Below are 19,121 nucleotides of genomic sequence, written 5' to 3' on the forward strand. Positions count from 1 at the left end.
CGCTTGCATCGCCCCCTGAATCGCTTTATACAGCTGTTGAAACCCCTCTTTCGACTGGAAGATCGGGAACGATTTGCGAAGCACGCGCCCCCGGTCATCCACGAAGCAGGCGTAGTGGGTTCGTTTCGCGATATCAATACCCACGACAAGCGTTTGTTCGGTTACTTGATCAATTTTATAGTTTTGTGTACAATTCATCTGAAGTCCTCCTTGGTATGGTGAGTGATGTGGTTGACACCCCTGCATCATACCAAGAGGGCTTTTTTTGATCAAGTCCCCGGAAAAGCTCCTAACGGGAATGCTCCTTTATGCGTATTCAGAAAATTTCATTTTGCCGTTTTCTCATGATGAAGTTGTGCATGGCAAAAAGTCGCTGCTCAACAAAATGCCGGGGTCGTACGAGGAGAAGTTCGCCCAGCTGCGGCTGTTGTACGGCTACATGATGGCCCACCCCGGGAAAAAGTTGTTGTTTATGGGCAACGAATTCGCCCAGTTTGACGAATGGAAGTTTGAGGGAGAGCTCGACTGGGTGCTGTTTGATTTTGACTTGCACCGGAAGATGGATGAGTATGTCAAGCAATTGATCGCCTGCTACAAGCGGTATAAGCCGTTTTACGAGCTCGACCACGACCCGCAGGGGTTTGAATGGATCGACGTTCATAATGCCGAACAAAGCATTTTCTCGTTCGTCCGCCGCGGGAAAAAAGACGGTGATCTGTTGGTAATTGTTTGCAATTTCACAAATCAAGCGTACGACGACTACAAAGTCGGCGTGCCGCTTTTGGCCCCGTATCGGGAAGTGCTGAACAGCGATGCGGTGGACTTTGGCGGATCAGGGCATGTCAATTCGAAGCGGCTTCCGGCGTTCAATGAACCGTTTCATGGAAAGCCGTACCATGTGCGCATGACGATTCCGCCATTTGGCATTTCAATCTTGCGCCCAGTGCAAAAACGAGAGGAGAGAAAGCAAAATGAAGAAGACGTGCATCGCCATGTTATTGGCCGGCGGGCAAGGAAGCCGGCTTCGCCCGCTGACGAAAAACATCGCGAAACCAGCCGTGCCGTTCGGCGGGAAGTATCGGATCATTGATTTTACATTGAGCAACTGCACGAATTCCGGCATCGATACGGTCGGCGTGCTGACGCAGTACCAGCCGCTCTTTCTTCACTCGTACATCGGCATCGGAAGCGCGTGGGATTTGGACCGGCGAAACGGCGGGGTCACCGTCCTGCCGCCCTATTCCGTCTCGTCCGGCGTGAAATGGTATGAAGGCACCGCCAACGCGATTTATCAAAATATGAATTATATTGAACAGTACGACCCGGACTACGTGCTCGTGCTGTCTGGCGACCACATTTACAAAATGGACTATCGGCAGATGCTCGACTACCATATCGCCAAACAGGCCGATGTGACGATTTCCGTTATTGAAGTGCCATGGGAAGAAGCGAGCCGGTTTGGCATTATGAATACGAATGACGAGATGCAAATTGTCGAGTTTGCCGAAAAACCGGCGGAGCCAAAGAGCAATTTGGCGTCGATGGGCATTTACATTTTCAATTGGCCGCTGTTGAAAGAATACTTGAAAATCGATAACGATGACCCGCATTCGACGCACGATTTCGGCAAAGACATCATCCCGCTTTTGCTTCGCGAACGCAAGCGGTTGTTTGCCTACCCGTTCCAAGGCTACTGGAAAGATGTTGGCACGGTGAAAAGCTTGTGGGAAGCGAACATGGACTTGTTGGATGAGGACAACGAGCTCGACTTGTTCGACCGCTCATGGCGCATTTATTCCGTCAATCCGAATCAGCCGCCGCAATACATTTCCCAGGAGGCGGAAGTGGCGGACTCACTCGTCAATGAAGGGTGCGTCGTCGAAGGGACGGTCAAGCGTTCAGTGCTGTTTCAAGGCGTCCGTATCGGCAAAGGGGCGGTCGTGAAAGAATCGGTCATTATGCCAGGAACGACAGTCAGCGAAGGAGCGTATGTCGAGCGGGCGATCGTCACGCCGGATTGCGTCATCCCGACGCATGCCTCGATTGCCCCGGACGAAGACGGCGAGGTGGTGCTCGTGACCGCCGAATGGCTTGCGCAATGGAATGAGGAAACCGCGAGGAAGGAGGAAGCGTGATGAACAACAAGATGTTAGGCGTCATTGACGCGACGATGTATATGGAAGCGTTAGCGCCGCTTATCGAACAGCGCTCGATCGCCGCGGTGCCGTTTGCCGGCCGGTATCGGCTCATTGATTTCGTGCTCTCAAGCATGGTTAACTCCGGTATTGAGAGTGTTGCGATTTTTTCGAAATATCAGTACCGTTCGCTCATGGACCATTTAGGGTCAGGGAAAAACTGGGACTTAAACCGAAAGCGGGACGGACTGTTTTTCTTCCCATCGCCGGATTTGCTGTTTTCCGGCGAGCGCCGCGTCGGGGCATTTGCCCACTTCGAGCAGCACATCGACTATTTTTTGCGGAGCCGGCAAAAATATGCCGTCATCGCGAACAGCTATACGGTGTGCAACATCGATTTTGCCGCCGTCTTGAAGCGCCATATCGAAAATGGCTGCGATGTGACCGAAATCCGTCATCGCGGTCGGTCGCTTGAGATGTATTTGCTAGAAACGTCGCTGCTGCTTGATTTAATCACCGATTACAAAAACCGCGGCTACCGAAGCATCGTCGACGTCGTCCGCGATGACCGCCATTCACTGTCGATTTGCGATTACGAATACACGGAGTATGCGGCGGTCATCGATTCGGTGGGACAATATTTCCGCTCAAGCATGGAACTATTGGATCGGAACGTCTGGGAACAGCTCTTTCTCGCGGAGCGGCCGATTTATACGAAAGTGAAAGACGAGCCGCCGACGAAGTACGGGCGGGAAGGGATCGTAAAGCGCTCGATGATCGCCAACGGCTGCGTCATTGACGGGACGGTGGAAAACAGCGTCTTGTTCCGCTCTGTGAAGATCGGCAAAGGAGCGGTCGTGAAAAACAGCATTATTATGCAAAAGTGCCAAATCGGCGACGGCTGCGTCCTCGATGGCGTCATTATCGATAAAGACGCCAAGGTCGAACCGGGAGTGGTGTTGAAAGGAGCGGCTGATCAACCGTTTGTCGTCCGCAAAGGAACGGTGCAGGGGGAGGTCGCCAGCCGATGAACGTGCTATTTGCCGTTTCCGAATGCGCCCCGTTTGCCAAATCGGGGGGATTGGCCGACGTTGCCGGCGCGCTGCCGAAAGAGCTGCGCCGGCTCGGCGTTGACGCCCGTGTCATGCTGCCGAAATATGAGACGATCGCCCGCGAATGGAAAGAGAAGATGAACAAAACGGCGGAGTTCACCGTGCCGGTCGGGTGGCGCCGCCAATATGCCGGCGTGGAGGAGCTCGAGCACGACGGGGTCATCTATTACTTCATCGACAACGAGTATTACTTCAAACGGCCGCAGCTGTACGGCCATGATGACGACGGCGAGCGGTTTTCTTATTTTTGCCGGGCGGTGCTGGACGCGCTGCCGGAGATCGGGTTTCAGCCCGACATCATTCATTGCCATGACTGGCACACCGGCATGATTCCATTTTTACTGCGCGAGCAATACCACCATGATCCGTTTTATGCGGATATCCGCACGATGTTTACGATTCACAACTTGCAGTTTCAAGGGCTGTTTCCGCGCGGGATTTTAGAGGATTTGTTGAATTTGGACGGACGGTATTTCACCGTCGACCATCTCGAGTTTTACGGAAGCGTCAGCTTTATGAAAGGGGCGCTTATCGCCTCCGATTTGATCACGACGGTGAGTCCGACGTACAAAGAAGAGATTCAAACCGCCTATTACGGCGAGCGGTTGGACGGCTTGCTGCGGGCGCGGCGGGCCGATTTGCTCGGCATCTTAAACGGCATTGACGACGAGTTTTACAACCCGCAAACCGATCCGTTTTTGGCGGCGACCTATAGCGTACATACGCGGGAAAGAAAAAAACTCAACAAGCTCGCTTTGCAGCGGCGGTTCGGTCTGCCAGAGCGGGATGATGCGCCCATCGTCGCCATGGTGACGCGAATGACGGCGCAAAAAGGGCTCGATTTGGTGACGTGCGTCTTTCATGACCTCATGCAGGAAGACATGCAACTCGTCGTGCTCGGCACCGGGGATTGGCGCTTTGAACAGTTTTTCTCGCAAATGGCAGCGGCCTATCCGAACAAAGTCGGGGTGTACATCGGCTTTCACGAACCGCTCGCCCATCAAATCTATGCGGGCTCGGACTTGTTTTTAATGCCGTCATTATTTGAACCGTGCGGGTTGAGCCAAATGATCGCGCTTCGGTACGGGACGATTCCGATCGTTCGGGAAACGGGCGGGCTGAACGATACGGTGCAATCGTACAATGAATTTACAGGAGAGGGAAACGGGTTCAGCTTTACGAACTTTAATGCCCATGACATGTTGTACACGATCCGCCGGGCGCTGTCGTTCTACCACCAGCCATCTGTCTGGGAGCGGCTCATGGAGCGGGCGATGCGCGGCGATTACAGCTGGCGCCGTTCAGCGAAAGAGTATGAAAAAGCGTACAAACGGCTGGTCAAAAAAGGGGGAGATGCGCTTGTTCGCCGATAAAGAAACGTTCAAACGGGCGTTTGTGGCGCGGGTCGAGGCGCTGTGCGGCAAACCGTTTGCCGAATCGACGGCGCGCGATCATTATCACGTTCTCGGCCAGATGGTGCGCGAACATATCAGCCGCCATTGGATCACGACGAATGAACGCTACCGGGCGCAACGGTGGAAGCAAGTGTATTATTTGTCGATTGAGTTTTTGTTGGGTCGCCTGCTCGGCAACAATTTGTTAAACCACGGCGTCCGCTCGGTCGTCGAGGAAGGATTGCGCGAGCTCGGCATTCGCCTCGAAGATGTCGAGGAATGTGAGGCGGACGCCGGGCTTGGCAACGGCGGGCTGGGGCGGCTCGCCGCCTGTTTTCTTGACTCGCTCGCCACATTGAATTTGCCGGGCCACGGGCACGGCATCCGCTACAAGCATGGGCTGTTTGACCAAAAGATCGTCGACGGTTATCAAGTCGAACTGCCGGAGCAATGGCTGCGCCACGGAAACGTGTGGGAAGTCCGCAAAGAAGAGCTGGCGGTCGAAGTCCGGTTTTGGGGGCGGGTTGAGGTGTCGGAACAAAACGGCCGCCTTGTGTTCCGCCATGTCGACAGCGAAAACGTGATGGCGGTGCCGTACGACGTGCCGGTCATCGGCTACGGGACGAACACGGTCAACACGCTCCGGCTTTGGAGCGCCGAACCGGCGAAGACGTTTCCGCTCTATAAAGACGTCATGCAATACAAACGGGAGACCGAAGCCATTTCCGAGTTTTTGTACCCGGACGATACGCATGACGAAGGAAAAATTTTGCGGCTGAAGCAGCAGTATTTTCTCGTCGCCGCCAGCCTCGGCAGCATCACTCGCGCCCATCGCCGCCAGCACGGGAGCTTGCGCCGCCTCCATGAATATGTCGCCATTCATATCAACGACACGCACCCCGCGCTTGCGATTCCGGAGTTGATGCGCATTTTGCTCGATGAGGAAGGGATGAGCTGGGAAGAGGCTTGGCACATTACGACCCATACGATCGCGTACACGAATCATACGACTCTGGCGGAAGCGCTGGAGAAATGGCCGATTCGTCTGTTTCAGCCGCTGTTGCCGCGCATTTATATGATCGTCGAGGAAATCAACGAACGGTTTTGCCGCGAGCTGTGGGAACGCTACCCTGGCGATTGGGGGCGGATTGAACAAATGGCCATCATCGCCCACGGAATGGTGAAAATGGCGCACTTGGCCGTCGTGGCAAGCCATAGCGTCAACGGCGTGGCGAAACTGCATACCGACATTTTGAAACAGCGGGAAATGCGCCTGTTTTACGAATGGGCGCCGCAAAAGTTCAACAATAAGACGAACGGCGTGACGCACCGGCGCTGGCTCTTAAAAGCCAACCCCGAGCTGTCGGCGTTGATTACGGACACGATCGGCCCGCGTTGGATTCATGAGCCGGAAGCGCTTGTGGAACTGGCGCCGCATGCTTCCGATCCGGCGTTTCAAGAGGCGCTCGCCGCCGTCAAGCGGCGGCGCAAAGCGAAGCTCGCCACCCGCATTTATGAGAAGACCGGAATCGGTGTTGACGAGTCGTCGATCTTTGATGTGCAAGTGAAACGGCTGCACGCCTACAAACGGCAACTGTTGAACGTGCTGCACATCATGCATTTGTACAATCGGCTGAAGGAGGATTCACACTTCTCGATTCACCCGCGCACGTTTATCTTCGGGGCGAAGGCATCGCCGGGCTATTACTACGCCAAGAGGATTATCAAGCTGATCCATTCGGTCGCCGAGAAGGTGAACAACGACAAACGGGTCCATGACCAGTTGAAAGTCATTTTTTTGGAAAACTACCGTGTGTCGCTCGCCGAAGAGATCATCCCGGCCGCCGATGTGAGCGAGCAAATCTCAACCGCCAGCAAAGAAGCGTCCGGGACGGGCAACATGAAGTTTATGATGAACGGCGCCGTTACGCTTGGCACGCTGGATGGAGCGAACGTCGAAATCGCGGAAGCCGTCGGGGAGGACAACATGTTTTTGTTCGGACTGACGGCCGATGAAGTGCTCCGCTACTACGAACACGGAGGCTATCGGGCGCATGAGTATTACCATCATGACAAACGGATCAAGCAAGTTGTCGACCAGCTCATCAACGGCTTTTTCCCTGATGTCGGCGACTACTTTGAGCCGATTTACGACTCGCTGCTGGCGCAAAACGACGAATATTTTGTGCTGCGCGACTTTGCCGCCTACGCCGAGGCGCACGAGCGGGTTGAGGCCGCTTACCGCGATCCGGCGCGCTGGTGGCGGATGAGCGCCGTCAACATCGCCCATTCCGGCCGTTTCGCCAGCGATCGAACCGTAGCGGAATACGCCGCCGAAATTTGGGGTCTTTTGCCGTCGGGGGAACGTTTCTCAACTTAGAAAAGGACGTTTTTGGGCTGCTTTTTCATTTAATCATCGTCCTTTTAGGGAATTTCGAGGGGGAAGGCAGAAAAGCAAAAGGGCGTTCCGTTTGGCCGGAGCGCCCTTTCTCGCTTAGTCGTCGCCGTCGAGCCAGTCGCCGATGCCGCCGAGGATGCTGCCTTCGCCGACCGACCGTCCGCCGGCGCTCGGGGCGGCAGCGAGGACGCGGTCAGCGAGCCGGCTGAACGGAAGCGACTGCACCCACACTGCTCCCGGACCGGTGACGGTGGCCAAAAACAATCCTTCGCCGCCGAAGAAGGCGGTTTTGATGTTGCCGACATATTCAATATCGTAGTTGACGTCTTTCGTCATGGCGACAAGGCAGCCGGTGTCAATACGAAGCGTTTCCCCGGGCTGCAAGTCGCGGCGGTGGATCGTTCCGCCGGCGTGCAAAAAGGCAAGCCCGTCACCTTCCAACTTTTGCATAATAAACCCTTCGCCGCCGAAAAAGCCAGCGCCGAGCTTGCGCTGAAACTCAATGCCGACGGAAACGCCTTTTGCCGCACACAAAAAGGAGTCTTTTTGGCAGATGAGCTTCCCGCCAAGTTCGCTTAAATCGACCGGGATGATTTTTCCCGGATACGGAGCGGCGAAGGCGACGCGGCGCTTGCCGCTTCCTTGGTTGGTAAACACGGTCATGAACAAGCTTTCGCCGGTGAGCAGCCGCTTTCCCGCGCCGACAAGGCGGCCAAGCAGCCCTTTTCCGGACGAGGAGCCGTCGCCAAATACGGTTTCCATGACGATGCCGTCATCCATCATCATCATCCCGCCCGCTTCCGCGACCACGCTTTCGTATGGGTCGAGCTCGATTTCGACAAACTGCATGTCATCGCCGTACAGCCGGTAATCGATCTCATGTGCGTTCATCATTTCGCCTCCATTCGGATCATATGACGTTCTGCTCTGTACTACGGAAAACGGCATCGGCCCGTTTCACAAAAAAGACCATCTTGCCGATGGCCTTTTTCATGGAGTTGTTTCCCCAAAATGCTGCTGGGACAGTCTTTCATCGTACCGGCGGTAGCTGTCTGTCGATGTATACGGGTCTTTTTCATACGCCGGCAAATCGCCGATGTTCGACATGATGCCTTCGTCATCCAATATGTTTTCCAGCAGCTCATGCTCCCGCGTCGGGTACACACGTACGTGTCTGCCATGCAAATCGACGGCCGCGAAATTTTCCAAGTCTTCGACATAGCCGACGTTCTCTTCCGACTCGGCATACACTTCGCTGTAGGAATCGACGTTTTTGCCAAGGTCCGAAGGGGTGTCGGATGTGCCGTAGCGGGCTGCTTCCTGCCATGCATCTTCCGCGTCGTAAGCGACCGATTCCGCGCGGTCATCGAAATCGAATTTGCCAAACGGCGGCATAAGAACGCCCTCTTCAAGCGGCCGCTTTTGCGACACCGTTTGATCCGGGCTGTGCTCGCGGCAGTAGAGTGTTGTCGGCAGCGCCTCGAGCCGTTCGTATGGGATCGGGCGGCCGCATACGCGGCACGTTCCGTATGTGCCGTCGGCGATGGCGCCAAGCGCCCGTTCAATCTCGCGAACTTCGCGCTCGGCATGCTCCTTTAGGGCGAGATCTTTTTCCCGCTCATACAGCTCTGTCGCCTCATCGGCCGGATGGTTGTCGTAGCTCGCCAGCTCACCGACCGCATCGTGGGCGTGGCTGCGGATCATGCCGAAATGGTCGTTTTGCTTCAGCCGGTCTTCCGTCTCCCGTTTCATGTCGAGCAGTCTTGAGCGGAGGGCGGCAAGCTGTTCGTTCGTCAGCATCAGTCGCAATCCCTTCCTTCGCAGTAGCGTCTATATGGTGTAGTATGGGCGAAAATCAAAAAAAAACACGGCCGTTTCGACCGTGTTTACAGCCATTGGCCGAAAAGCAAGCCGATGGCGAGCAAAAAGCCAAATTGTGTATTCGTTTGCGCTGTGGCCTTCATCGCCGGCATCATCTCCGCCGGTTTCGTTTTACCGATGAATCCGCGCGCCGCGGCGATTGCTTTTGGAATGCTCAATAAAGCGAGCAGCGCCCAAAACGGCACGATCTGAAACACCGCAAGCGCGGCCGTCCAAAGAAAGGCAACGGCGAACATGGCAGCGAGCAGGCGGATGGCCCAATCGCGGCCAATCAAAATGGCGAGCGTCTTTCGCCCTTTTTCACGGTCGCCGTCCAAGTCGCGAATATTGTTCGCCAGCAAAATGGCGCCGACCAAAATCGCGATCGGAATGGCGGTGAGCACGGCGTCGCCGCTGATATAGCCCGTTTGGATGAAAAATGAAATCAAAATGATGACAAAGCCCATAAAAAACCCAGCCGCCAGTTCGCCAAACGGCGTATAGGCGATCGGAACCGGCCCTCCGGTGTAAAAATAACCGGCCGCCATGCAAATCGTTCCGACAACGGCGAGCCACCAACTGCTTTCGGCGCAAATGTAGATGCCGATGAGCATAGCCAACCCAAGACAGCCAAACGCCAACGCCAGCACCGTTTTCGGCTTGAGGCCGTCGCGGACGATGGCGCCGCCGATGCCGACCGACTCCGGTGAATCGAGGCCGCGTTGATAATCGTAGTATTCGTTGAACATGTTCGTCGCCGCCTGAATCAACAAAGAGGCGATCATCATCGCGGCAAACAGCAGCCAATCGATCGATGTTTCGCCAAGCGCCAGCACCGTGCCGACGCATACGGGCACAAATGCCGCCGTCAGCGTATGCGGGCGCGTCAGCCGCCAAAAGACGCGCCAGTCGCGGCGCGCCGGCGGGCGATGGTCCATATGTGTGAATGATTGCATATTCATTCCCCTTAGATTCTGTGAAAATGTCATTCGTTTATGTCCAAAATAAGTGTAGGCAAACGTTGAAAGCATGTCAACCCTTCCCGATAGATAAATGATTTCCTATTATATTATAATGGGAAGTGGGGATGGAGGGGGAATTTTACGACAGAAAGCGTGAGGAACGTGGCGATTGGATTTCGACATCACCTGCAGCAACAATTGCATAGATTGGCGGTGAATGCAGGGCGGCCGTTTGTCAGCTGGGCGGAACCGTGGGAGGGCGTTGATCCGGTTTCTTTTTTTATGCAAGGGCCGTCATGCGGCTTCCGCGAACGGTTTTTTTGGGCGGATCGAACCGGAGGCACGATATTGGTCGGCCTCGGCTCCGTTTATGCGATCGAAACGGAGAAGGCCGACAGCCGGTTTGATGACGTGGAAGCGGGCCGGCGCCGATGGAAGAAGGAGATGGAGCCATACGGCGCGGCCGATGCGCCGCCGTTATTGTTTGGCGGATTTTCGTTTGACCCCTATCGGCCGGGCACCGACATGTGGCGCGGCTTTCCGGCCGGGAAGCTCGTGGCGCCGGCCGCGCTTCTTGCCGTAAGAAACGGCAAAACGACGTTGACTGTCACCGTCCCAACGGACAAAAGAGGACGGGACTGGGAGCGGGTCGGGCGCTTGCTTGAGCGGATCAGCGACCCCATGGCCGCTCCAAAGCGGCTTCCGCGCCTTGTGTCAGACGAAGAAGAAGAGAAAGAACGATGGTTGGCGGCTGTTCGCGAAGCGATCGCCTCGATTCGGGCGGGGGCGTTGGACAAGGTGGTGCTCGCCCGCGCTCGGCGCCTGGCGTTTGCCAAAACGGTGGATGCCGCGGCCGTACTCCAGCGGCTTCGCGAGCAGCAGCCGTTTGCTTACATTTTTGCGTTTGAACAGGACGGCCGCTGTTTTATCGGCGCTTCCCCTGAGCAGCTTGTCCAAAAAGAAGGGAAAATGTGCCGGTCGGTTTGCCTCGCCGGATCGGTGCGCCGCGGGGCCGATATGGAGGAAGACGAGCGGCTTGGCGCTTGGCTGCGGGCAGATCGAAAAAACAACGAAGAACATCAGTTTGTTGTGCAAATGATCGGCCGCTTGTTTTCTTCCGTCTGCGAGACGGTCGAGATGCCGCCCGCACCGCAGCTGCTCAAGCTGCCGCACATCCAGCATTTATGCACTCCGGTTGTCGGCCGTGGCTCCCGCGAGCGCTCGGTGCTCCGCTTAGTGGAAATGATGCATCCGACACCCGCGCTCGGCGGAACGCCGCGCGATCGAGCGCTGGAGGTGATCCGCGCCCTTGAGCCGCTTGACCGCGGATGGTATGCAGCGCCGATCGGCTGGGTGGATGGCGAAGGCAATGGGGAATGGGCGGTCGCCATTCGCTCCGCCTTGCTCGCCGGGAAGGAAGCCATGCTGTTTGCCGGCTGCGGCATTGTCGCCGATTCCGACCCAAACAGCGAATATGAAGAGACAAATGTGAAAATGGCCCCGATGTTATCGGCGTTGGGAGTGATGAACGATGGCTGATGCCTTGTCTGTTTATGCAGCGGCATTGGTGGACGGATTGGCGCAGGCCGGGGTGACGGAGGCGGTGATCAGCCCCGGTTCGCGCTCGACGCCGCTTGCGATGGCGATGGCGGCCCACCCTGGCCTTCGACTATATATGAATATCGATGAGCGGTCGGCCGCGTTTTTCGCCCTCGGCTTGGCGAAAGCGAAGCAGCGTCCGGTCGCGCTCGTATGCACGTCCGGAACGGCGGCGGCCAACTATGGGCCCGCGGTTGTCGAGGCATACTATTCGCGCGTGCCGCTCGTGGTGCTGACGGCCGACCGGCCGCATGAACTGCGCGATGTCGGGGCGCCGCAGGCGATTGATCAGCTGCACTTATACGGACGCTACGCCAAGTGGTTTGTGGACTTGGCGCTGCCGGAAGAGGCGGATGATATGCTGCGATACGCGCGGACGATGGCGGCAAGAGCCGTCCAAACGGCCGCCGGTGCACCGTGCGGGCCTGTGCATGTGAACGCGCCGTTTCGCGAGCCGCTTGTCCCGCATATCGATGAGGCGGTTTGGGAGCGGGTGCGGTCTGTTTCGAGAGCGCCGCAAGTGTGGCACGGCCGCCCAGCGCTGCCGCAAGAAAGCGTATCGGCGCTGTATGAGCAGCTGTCGGCGGCGGAACGCGGGTTGATCGTCTGCGGGCCGCTCGATCGCCCTGGGTTTGCCGAGGCGGTCACCGAGTTGGCGCGGGCGCTTGATTTTCCGATTTTGGCCGATCCGCTTTCCCAGTTGCGCGTCGGTACGCATGACAAAACGTACGTGCTGGACAGCTATGACGCCATATTGCGGGAGGAAACCGCCGCTTCCAAGCTTGTGCCGGATGTGGTGCTTCGGTTCGGCGCCATGCCGGTGTCGAAGCCGCTCTTTTTATGGCTCAAGCGCCATCGCGCGATTCGTCAAATTGTTGTCGACGACGGCGGCTGGCGCGATCCAACGTTGTCCGCGGACAGCTTCGTTCAGAGTGATGAACTGATTCTTTGCCGCCAGCTTCTTGAATGGGCGAAACCGAAAGAAAACAAAAGCGCGTGGTCGGCGATATGGCTAGAGATGAACGCGATCGCCCGCGCGGTGCTTGAGCGCCATCTGCCAAAAGAAGAATGGTTTGAAGGGAAAGTGTTCACGGAACTTGCCAATTTGCTTCCAGCCGGGGCGACGCTGTTTGTCGGCAACAGCATGCCAATCCGCGACGCCGATACGTTTTTCTGGTCGACGGACAAGCCGCTCCGCGTGCTTGCCAACCGCGGCGCCAACGGCATTGACGGCGTCGTCTCGAGCGCCTTGGGGGCCGGCGCCGCCGCGGGGCCGCTTGCGCTCGTGATCGGCGATTTGTCGTTTTACCACGATTTGAACGGGCTGCTGGCAGCGAAAATGCACGGATTGCAGGCGACGATTGTGCTGTTGAACAACAACGGCGGCGGCATTTTCTCCTTTTTGCCGCAGGCGCGTCATGAAGGGCCGTTTGAAACGCTGTTTGGCACGCCGACCGGTTTGTCGTTTTCCGATGCCGTTGGGATGTACGGCGGACGGCACGCAACGCCGCGTACGTGGGACGAATTTCGCCGTCAAGTGGCGGAATCGTTTGAAGCAGGCGGGCTTCATGTTGTCGAAGTGCGCACGTCGCGCGCGGAAAATGTCCAAATGCATCGTTTTTTGTGGGAACGTGTTTCCCAGGAAATCGCGAAATTTCTCGAACATAAAGGAATGGTTTGATGTGGAGCTGAATGGGGTTCGTTACCATGTGGAACAATATGGCGAAGGGGAGCCGCTTTTATTGTTGCACGGGTTTACGGGCAGCGCGGACACGTGGCGGCCGCTCGCCCCGTTTTGGCCGGACTTCCGTGTGATGGCCGTCGACTTGTTGGGCCATGGGCGGACCGAGGCGCCAAAGGACGCCCGACGGTATCGGATCGAACACGCGGCGGCTGACTTGGCGGCGCTCCTTGACGAATGGGGCGTCGAACAAGTGAACGTGCTCGGCTACTCGATGGGCGGCCGGCTCGCGTTGGCGTTCGCCGTTTGGCATCCGCGCCGCGTTCGCCGCTTAGTGCTGGAAAGCAGTTCGCCCGGCTTGGAGACAGAGGAGGAGCGGCGCGCGCGGCGGGAAGCGGATGAGGCGTTGGCGCGAAAAATCGAAACGGAAGGCGTCCGTGCTTTTGTCGATGATTGGGAAAAAATCCCGCTGTTTGCCACTCAGCAGGCGCTTCCGGATTCGGTGCGAGCGGCGATTCGCCGCGAGCGGCTCCGCCATACGGCAACGGGGCTTGTCAACAGTTTGCGCGGGATGGGGACCGGCGTGCAGCCGTCGTTTTGGGAACGGCTTGGCGAACTTGCCATGCCTGTGCTCCTTGTTTGCGGGGAGCGCGATGAGAAGTTTTGCCGCATCGCCGCCCAAATGCACGAGCGGCTGCCCAACAGCGAACTTATCTGTGTAAAAGGAGCCGGACATGCAATTCACGTGGAACAGCCCGGCATTTTTGCTAAAATAGTAAGTGAATTCATAACAAAGGGGGAAGTGTAAATGCCGTTTGAATGGGTGAAGCAGTACGACTATGAGGACATTATTTACGAAACGTACAACGGCATCGCCAAAATTACGATCAACCGTCCGGAAGTACATAACGCGTTTCGGCCGAAAACGGTGAACGAGATGATCGATGCGTTCACAAAAGCGCGCGATGATTCGAATATCGGCGTCATCATTTTGACCGGCGCCGGCGGCAAGGCGTTTTGCTCGGGCGGGGACCAAAAAGTGCGCGGCCATGGCGGCTATGTCGGCGAGGATGAAATTCCGCGCCTCAATGTGCTTGATTTGCAGCGGCTCATCCGCGTCATTCCGAAGCCGGTCATTGCGATGGTCGCCGGCTATGCCATCGGCGGTGGGCATGTGCTTCATGTCGTATGCGATTTGACGATCGCCGCGGACAACGCCATCTTCGGCCAAACCGGGCCGAAAGTGGGAAGCTTTGACGGCGGCTATGGCGCCGGTTATTTGGCCCGCATCGTCGGCCATAAAAAGGCGCGGGAAATTTGGTATTTATGCCGTCAGTACACGGCGCAAGAAGCGCTCGAAATGGGGCTGGTCAACAAAGTCGTGCCGCTTGAGCAGCTTGAAGAAGAAACGGTCAAATGGGCGCAAGAAATTTTGGAAAAAAGCCCGACGGCCATTCGCTTCTTAAAAGCGGCATTCAACGCCGACTCCGACGGCTTGGCCGGCATCCAACAGCTCGCCGGCGACGCGACGCTTCTCTTCTACACGACCGAAGAGGCGAAGGAAGGAATGCGGGCGTTCAAAGAAAAACGGAAGCCGGACTTCAGCCAATTCCCGCGCTTCCCGTGATGAGAACGAAGAAGCAGCTTGATGGCGCGTCAAGCTGCTTTTTGTCGCTTTTCCGAAGGGAGGAATCCTTTCGCTGGCCGTCGGCGGAGGAGGGGGCAAGAAAGGAGGAGGTATCCTGAATTTTTCAGCCCCCCTTTAAAAAAACGGCTTCTCAGATTGGCGTATAACGCGTCTTCAATAGCAAAGTAATGGTTTTATATACGGAAGAGAAAAAGCGTCTCTATAGGGCATTTATGGCTTTTTAAAACGTATCCCCTTTTGTTCAATCAAAATTTTGCTATATTTTTTCCCTGATCATTTCTTCTGTTGCTCCAATAAATGCTTGGCAAAGCTTTCAACGGTATATTTTGACCAGTATGGCGTTCCGGCTACTACTAAGTCTTCCTTTGGAAACTTTCCTCTTTTGCGATAGACAGCAATCTTGTTTTGGGGGAAATGAATTCCTTTATCCTCTAGATAGCGCGCAAAATCACTTTGGGTGTAGTAGTCCTGGGAGTCTCTAATGATCGAGAAGTTAGGGTTTTTAATCAAATACGTTTCGTTTCTGAAAAACTCCACGATTAGTTGCAACGCAAATTCCAGCCATTCATCTTCAAGGTGCTGATATAGTAATTGGAGCGAGAATGCTTCCTCATTCGGTTTTTCAAAGAATCGAGCCAATTGCAAAAATGTCTTTTCTAACTCACTTAATGTCGAGGAAGTTTTCAATACTTCTTTATTGGATTCATCCAGTAAAGGTTTTAATTGAGGAAATTGATTGATGATCTTTTGTGTAGTATTTTCATTTAATCCACCTCTTTGTTGTAAGATACCACTTGAAAGACAAACGACGCACCACGATTCAAACCCTGTTTGGCGAAGTCACCTTTGAGCGAAACTACTATTTAGACCGAGAACAAAACCGTTACACATTTTTGCTGGATTCCTTTCTCGCGTTTGATGGATCGCAGTCAATCAGCCCTTGTCTAGAAGAAACAGCGGTGGTTTTCAGGAATCAAAAAAGTTCCCACAAAGTCTTGACTGACTCAATATTGGTAGATAAGACAAAGACGGGCAAACAGCGCGATTGGCAAGGGAAAAAACGTCGGTCGCAATTAACGGCAGAACACTTTGACAAAGCGGGCTTAGAGCGAAAAGCCGAAAGAATGAATGAATGTGCAGACACGCTTGTTTTCAAAAGCACGCCAGAGGGCTTAAAACTTTATCAAGCATGGTTCTGTAAAGTGAGGTTGTGTCCGATGTGTAATGGCGGCGGTCACTCAAAATTGCGTACCACAATAAGAGGATCGTAGGGACGATAAACGAGCGCGAAAAGGTACGTTGGGTGTTTTTGACCCTTACGGTTCGCAATACGGACGCTGAGAGCCTTCCAGAGACGATTAAAGCTATGTTTAAGGGGTTTCAAAGGTTAACAAACTATAAAGCCTTTAAAACGTCCGTAAAGGGGTATTTTAGGGCTTTAGAGGTCACAAAGAACCGAGACCCTGAAAGTGAATCATTCGGAACGTATCACCCGCATTTTCACGTTTTACTGGCGGTTCCTCATACATACTTTAAGAAAAAGGATTTATATATTACACAGGACGAGTGGACAAGCCTTTGGCAAAAGGCGATGAAGATAGATTATAAGCCTATCGTTCACATACAACGAGTAAAACCCAAAGAAAAACTCTATAGATGCAACAAAGAAGTTTAACATATCCTTGACAGAAAAGTGGTTTGCCCATTTTCGACTGTCGAAGGCAAGCGTGTGGCTTGCCTCCGTCACGCCTTAGCGTGACGGAAGACCGAACAACGACTCGCTTCACAGACCCATTCATGGGTCTTTAAGCGGCGTTGTTCGGTCACTCGACAGTCGGATGCAATGACCGGCAAAGACGAAAAATGTTAAAGCTTTAAATTGCATCTATATCGATGACTTAAAAGGCTATGAAACTCAATTTAAAAAAGCTATGAAAGAACAAAATGCGATTTTAGAAGTCTCTAAATATCCGGTCAAAGATACGGACGTCATTAAAGGGAATAAGGTCACGGCCGAAAATGTGGAAACCGTTTTGGCGTTAGACAACGCCTTGGCAAATAAGCGGTTAATCGGTTATGGCGGTCTGCTGAAGCAGATCCACAAGGAACTGAATTTGGGAGATGCCGAAAACGGTGATTTGGTTAATGTGACGGGTGAGGATGAGGTCGCCAATGGCACATTTGACGTGATTGCAAGATGGCATGTGGGGTTAAAAAATTATGTGATAGAGTGAAAAAGAGCATTCCAGAAGGAGTGCTCTTTTTTTGGTTTAACTATTAGCTTTTATTTCATTTTCTAACTCTTCAATTTCTAAACGCCATTTATCTCGTGTACTATACAAAATTTCACACACAAATTTTGAAAAGGAATCTTTATTTTGATTTATCTCTTGCTCTAACTCTTTTAGATCCGCTTTTAATTTTTCAACTACTTCTTTTTTTTCGTCGATAGATATATATTCGTAAATTTTTCTCATGAAATACTACTCTCCTTTCTCCCTGAAGAATTGATTAGAGTTAAAGTATTAACCAAGTAATAGTTCTTGCAATTGCGTCAGCAATAGATAGTGAGTAAGTAGACGGTACGCCTGCTGATCGTAATAAGGAATTTAATTTAGTTTTAATTGTACTTTGAGTTAAATCACTTGCATCATCAATCCAATCTTCTAACTGATTTAAAGCTTTTATAACTTTAGATTTATTTTTAGTGAAGTATGATGCTGTATCTTTATCAAACCATTTTTATTATATAGTTTAAAACACTACCGCTCTTATCGATGGCAACTTTTATAGTTTGAATAGCAAGTTTAACCATGAACCCTTTAGCTCCATATGGTTGAACCTCAGATTCAATTGAACTTTGTGCGCTTAGTGAACTTGGTGAATATGTAGTTTCAGATTTTTCTTTTTGAACAACTGGCGAAGGAGGTAGATTAGACGCTGCTTTTGCTGAAGTATTCCCCAACATGGAGAAAGATGAAAAGGCAATAACCCCTGCTAGAACTCCACAAAATAGTTTTTTCAACATACAAACATCTCCTTTTATTACATATTTTTGGCTCTTCACCACAAGTTGTACTTGATCATTTAAGGTAGGTGTGCATAGAGGGTACAAAAAATGCGAATTTTCCTGTATGGTAAAGGTGACCAAACCAAACCATGGAGGGAAATTGGCATGTACGCTCAGTTTATCAAAGAACTCATCGATTGACCAGATGTTTTGATTCAAAAGGTGCGAAAAGAAGGGGAACGTTGGATTTTCGAACTTTCTCTACCCGAACAATGCCCGTTATGTCCTGTCTGCTTGAAGCGCACGATCAAAATGACAGACAAAAAGAAGCAATGGATGCATGGCTATGATCAGCGAATCGGAATTTTTGGATCGAACTTCCTGTCGAGCGCAGACGTTGTAGCACGTGTGGCGTGACGTTCAGCACGTCGTATCCAGCCATCTCTCCTCGAAGTGTGGCGACGGATGCTTTTCAGCGATGGGTCGCGCAATCTTGCATCGGAACATCCATTCAGGCGGTGGCTCGTATGCTCAAGCTTCCTTACACGACCGTTGAACGATGGTTTTATACCCATGCCCCTTCCTTCCTATCGAATGACGTCCAACCAAAGGCGGTTTGTGTCGATGAGTTTGCGTTTCGAAAAGGGCACGACTATGGAGTGGCGATCATGGATGCCGAAACGGGAGAAGTGTATGCCATGGAAGCAGGAAAGAACGAGGAAGCCATTGGGCGTGCATTGGCTCATGTATCTCGTTCCGTTCAGTATGTCGTGAGTGACTTGGCTCCAGCGATGAAAAAAGCGATTCAACGGGTTTGCCCAGAGGCGACACATGTCGTCGACTATTTCCATGTCATTCAGCTGTTTACCGATGCGTTAGAACGTTGTCGCAAATATTTGGGCAAAGGAGCATTCCCGTTAGGAGCTTTTCCGGGGACTTGATCAAAAAAAGCCCTCTTGGTATGATGCAGGGGTGTCAACCACATCACTCACCATACCAAGGAGGACTTCAGATGAATTGTACACAAAACTATAAAATTGATCAAGTAACCGAACAAACGCTTGTCGTGGGTATTGATATCGCGAAACGAACCCACTACGCCTGCTTCGTGGATGACCGGGGGCGCGTGCTTCGCAAGTCGTTCCCGATCTTCCAGTCGAAAGAGGGGTTTCAGCAGCTGTATAAAGCGATTCAGGRGGCGATGCAAGCGTTYGGGAAGTCAGAGGTGATCGTCGCCGTGGAGCCGACCGGGCACTACTGGTTGAACCTGGCCTACTTCCTCGAGGAGCACGGGATCCCGTTGGTCATGGTCAACCCGGCGC

General features: G+C 53.5%; 17 protein-coding genes and 4 pseudogenes. 14 read left to right on the forward strand and 7 right to left on the reverse strand.

Going from position 1 to position 19,121, the window contains the following annotated elements:
* The coding region (locus AP057_RS12955) for an IS110 family transposase (RefSeq protein WP_235468568.1) at positions 1-246 on the reverse strand (246 nt) is incomplete at its 3' end.
* Positions 247-289: 43 nt separating this feature from the next.
* On the opposite strand from AP057_RS12955, the pseudogene AP057_RS16560 reads away from it, so the two are divergent.
* The 5 genes and pseudogenes from AP057_RS16560 to AP057_RS12975 form a co-directional block, all read left to right on the forward strand.
* A pseudogene (locus tag AP057_RS16560) lies at positions 290-1,090 on the forward strand (alpha amylase C-terminal domain-containing protein); the annotation flags it as partial.
* Positions 972-2,135, forward strand: a complete 1,164-nt coding sequence (locus AP057_RS12960) for a glucose-1-phosphate adenylyltransferase (protein WP_055358910.1) — start codon at positions 972-974, stop codon at positions 2,133-2,135. The pseudogene AP057_RS16560 and the gene AP057_RS12960, both read left to right, overlap by 119 nt.
* The gene (locus AP057_RS12965; RefSeq protein ID WP_055358911.1) at positions 2,135-3,166 is read left to right on the forward strand and encodes a sugar phosphate nucleotidyltransferase; all 1,032 of its coding nucleotides are present in this window, start codon (positions 2,135-2,137) and stop codon (positions 3,164-3,166) included. The genes AP057_RS12960 and AP057_RS12965 overlap by 1 nt, the downstream gene beginning before the upstream one ends.
* Positions 3,163-4,620: a glycogen synthase GlgA gene (glgA, locus tag AP057_RS12970; RefSeq protein ID WP_055358912.1), complete on the forward strand. Its 1,458-nt coding sequence runs from the start codon at positions 3,163-3,165 to the stop codon at positions 4,618-4,620. Before AP057_RS12965 ends, glgA begins: the two co-directional genes overlap by 4 nt.
* Positions 4,607-7,021 carry a glycogen/starch/alpha-glucan phosphorylase gene (locus tag AP057_RS12975; protein ID WP_055358922.1) on the forward strand — a complete coding sequence of 805 codons (2,415 nt, stop codon included), beginning with the start codon at positions 4,607-4,609 and terminating at the stop codon, positions 7,019-7,021. Before glgA ends, AP057_RS12975 begins: the two co-directional genes overlap by 14 nt.
* A gap of 114 nt (positions 7,022-7,135) precedes the next feature.
* On the opposite strand, the gene AP057_RS12980 is transcribed toward AP057_RS12975, so the two are convergent.
* From AP057_RS12980 to AP057_RS12990, 3 genes are all read right to left on the reverse strand, one after another.
* Positions 7,136-7,930, reverse strand: coding sequence for a TIGR00266 family protein (locus AP057_RS12980; RefSeq protein ID WP_011232351.1), 795 nt, complete (start codon positions 7,928-7,930; stop codon positions 7,136-7,138).
* A gap of 99 nt (positions 7,931-8,029) precedes the next feature.
* Positions 8,030-8,839 (reverse strand): yteA family sporulation protein, encoded by an 810-nt coding sequence (locus AP057_RS12985; protein WP_055358913.1) that lies wholly within the window; start codon positions 8,837-8,839, stop codon positions 8,030-8,032.
* Positions 8,840-8,925: 86 nt separating this feature from the next.
* Entirely contained in the window at positions 8,926-9,855 is a 930-nt protein-coding gene (locus AP057_RS12990) for a 1,4-dihydroxy-2-naphthoate polyprenyltransferase (protein ID WP_055358914.1), read from the reverse strand.
* Positions 9,856-10,023: 168 nt separating this feature from the next.
* On the opposite strand from AP057_RS12990, the gene AP057_RS12995 reads away from it, so the two are divergent.
* Genes AP057_RS12995 through menB form a run of 4 tightly spaced genes read left to right on the forward strand, consistent with a single transcriptional unit; the run spans position 10,024 to position 14,768 of the window.
* Entirely contained in the window at positions 10,024-11,400 is a 1,377-nt protein-coding gene (locus AP057_RS12995; RefSeq protein ID WP_042381875.1) for an isochorismate synthase MenF, read from the forward strand.
* The gene (gene menD, locus AP057_RS13000) at positions 11,393-13,141 is read left to right on the forward strand and encodes a 2-succinyl-5-enolpyruvyl-6-hydroxy-3-cyclohexene-1-carboxylic-acid synthase (RefSeq protein WP_055358915.1); all 1,749 of its coding nucleotides are present in this window, start codon (positions 11,393-11,395) and stop codon (positions 13,139-13,141) included. The genes AP057_RS12995 and menD overlap by 8 nt, the downstream gene beginning before the upstream one ends.
* A gap of 1 nt (position 13,142) precedes the next feature.
* A complete protein-coding gene (gene menH / locus AP057_RS13005) occupies positions 13,143-13,949 on the forward strand; it encodes a 2-succinyl-6-hydroxy-2,4-cyclohexadiene-1-carboxylate synthase (RefSeq protein ID WP_055358916.1) in 807 nt (268 codons plus the stop codon).
* Positions 13,950-14,768 carry a 1,4-dihydroxy-2-naphthoyl-CoA synthase gene (gene menB / locus AP057_RS13010; protein WP_011232345.1) on the forward strand — a complete coding sequence of 273 codons (819 nt, stop codon included), beginning with the start codon at positions 13,950-13,952 and terminating at the stop codon, positions 14,766-14,768.
* A 294-nt stretch (positions 14,769-15,062) separates the two neighbouring features.
* Here the strand turns inward: menB and AP057_RS13015 are convergent, their stop codons facing one another.
* Complete coding sequence (locus tag AP057_RS13015) at positions 15,063-15,434, reverse strand: hypothetical protein (protein ID WP_235468566.1); 372 nt, start codon at positions 15,432-15,434, stop codon at positions 15,063-15,065.
* 140 nt (positions 15,435-15,574) lie between these two features.
* Here AP057_RS13015 and AP057_RS17120 point away from each other — a divergent pair.
* The 3 genes and pseudogenes from AP057_RS17120 to AP057_RS13025 form a co-directional block, all read left to right on the forward strand.
* Positions 15,575-15,781: pseudogene (locus AP057_RS17120) on the forward strand (UPF0236 family transposase-like protein); the annotation flags it as partial.
* Between the two features lie 284 nt (positions 15,782-16,065).
* Positions 16,066-16,464, forward strand: coding sequence for a protein rep (locus tag AP057_RS18170; RefSeq protein ID WP_369813964.1), 399 nt, complete (start codon positions 16,066-16,068; stop codon positions 16,462-16,464).
* 214 nt (positions 16,465-16,678) lie between these two features.
* Positions 16,679-17,023, forward strand: a pseudogene (locus AP057_RS13025) (protein rep); the annotation flags it as partial.
* 36 nt (positions 17,024-17,059) lie between these two features.
* On the opposite strand, the gene AP057_RS13030 reads toward AP057_RS13025, so the two are convergent.
* Positions 17,060-17,266, reverse strand: coding sequence for a hypothetical protein (locus tag AP057_RS13030; RefSeq protein ID WP_055358920.1), 207 nt, complete (start codon positions 17,264-17,266; stop codon positions 17,060-17,062).
* Positions 17,267-17,520: 254 nt separating this feature from the next.
* Entirely contained in the window at positions 17,521-17,817 is a 297-nt protein-coding gene (locus tag AP057_RS13035; protein ID WP_055358921.1) for a hypothetical protein, read from the reverse strand.
* Between the two features lie 192 nt (positions 17,818-18,009).
* Here AP057_RS13035 and AP057_RS13040 point away from each other — a divergent pair.
* Together AP057_RS13040 and AP057_RS13045 are read left to right on the forward strand one after the other, a co-directional pair.
* A pseudogene (locus AP057_RS13040) lies at positions 18,010-18,707 on the forward strand (transposase); the annotation flags it as partial.
* A 104-nt stretch (positions 18,708-18,811) separates the two neighbouring features.
* A partial coding sequence (locus tag AP057_RS13045; RefSeq protein ID WP_152968892.1) for a transposase occupies positions 18,812-19,121 on the forward strand: 310 nt, incomplete at its 3' end.

It is taken from the genome of Geobacillus sp. Sah69, assembly GCF_001414205.1.
Taxonomy (GTDB): Bacteria; Bacillota; Bacilli; order Bacillales; family Anoxybacillaceae; genus Geobacillus; species Geobacillus stearothermophilus.

Excerpts from the sequence above, each read along its gene's own strand:
- AP057_RS12960 (WP_055358910.1), top strand. The coding sequence starts at position 972 with ATGAAGAAGACGTGCATCGCCATGTTATTGGCCGGCGGGCAAGGAAGC.
- AP057_RS12965 (WP_055358911.1), top strand. The coding sequence starts at position 2,135 with ATGAACAACAAGATGTTAGGCGTCATTGACGCGACGATGTATATGGAA.
- glgA (WP_055358912.1), top strand. The coding sequence starts at position 3,163 with ATGAACGTGCTATTTGCCGTTTCCGAATGCGCCCCGTTTGCCAAATCG.
- AP057_RS12980 (WP_011232351.1), bottom strand. The coding sequence starts at position 7,930 with ATGAACGCACATGAGATCGATTACCGGCTGTACGGCGATGACATGCAG.
- AP057_RS12985 (WP_055358913.1), bottom strand. The coding sequence starts at position 8,839 with ATGCTGACGAACGAACAGCTTGCCGCCCTCCGCTCAAGACTGCTCGAC.
- AP057_RS12990 (WP_055358914.1), bottom strand. The coding sequence starts at position 9,855 with ATGCAATCATTCACACATATGGACCATCGCCCGCCGGCGCGCCGCGAC.
- menD (WP_055358915.1), top strand. The coding sequence starts at position 11,393 with ATGGCTGATGCCTTGTCTGTTTATGCAGCGGCATTGGTGGACGGATTG.
- menB (WP_011232345.1), top strand. The coding sequence starts at position 13,950 with ATGCCGTTTGAATGGGTGAAGCAGTACGACTATGAGGACATTATTTAC.
- AP057_RS13030 (WP_055358920.1), bottom strand. The coding sequence starts at position 17,266 with ATGAGAAAAATTTACGAATATATATCTATCGACGAAAAAAAAGAAGTA.
- AP057_RS13035 (WP_055358921.1), bottom strand. The coding sequence starts at position 17,817 with ATGTTGAAAAAACTATTTTGTGGAGTTCTAGCAGGGGTTATTGCCTTT.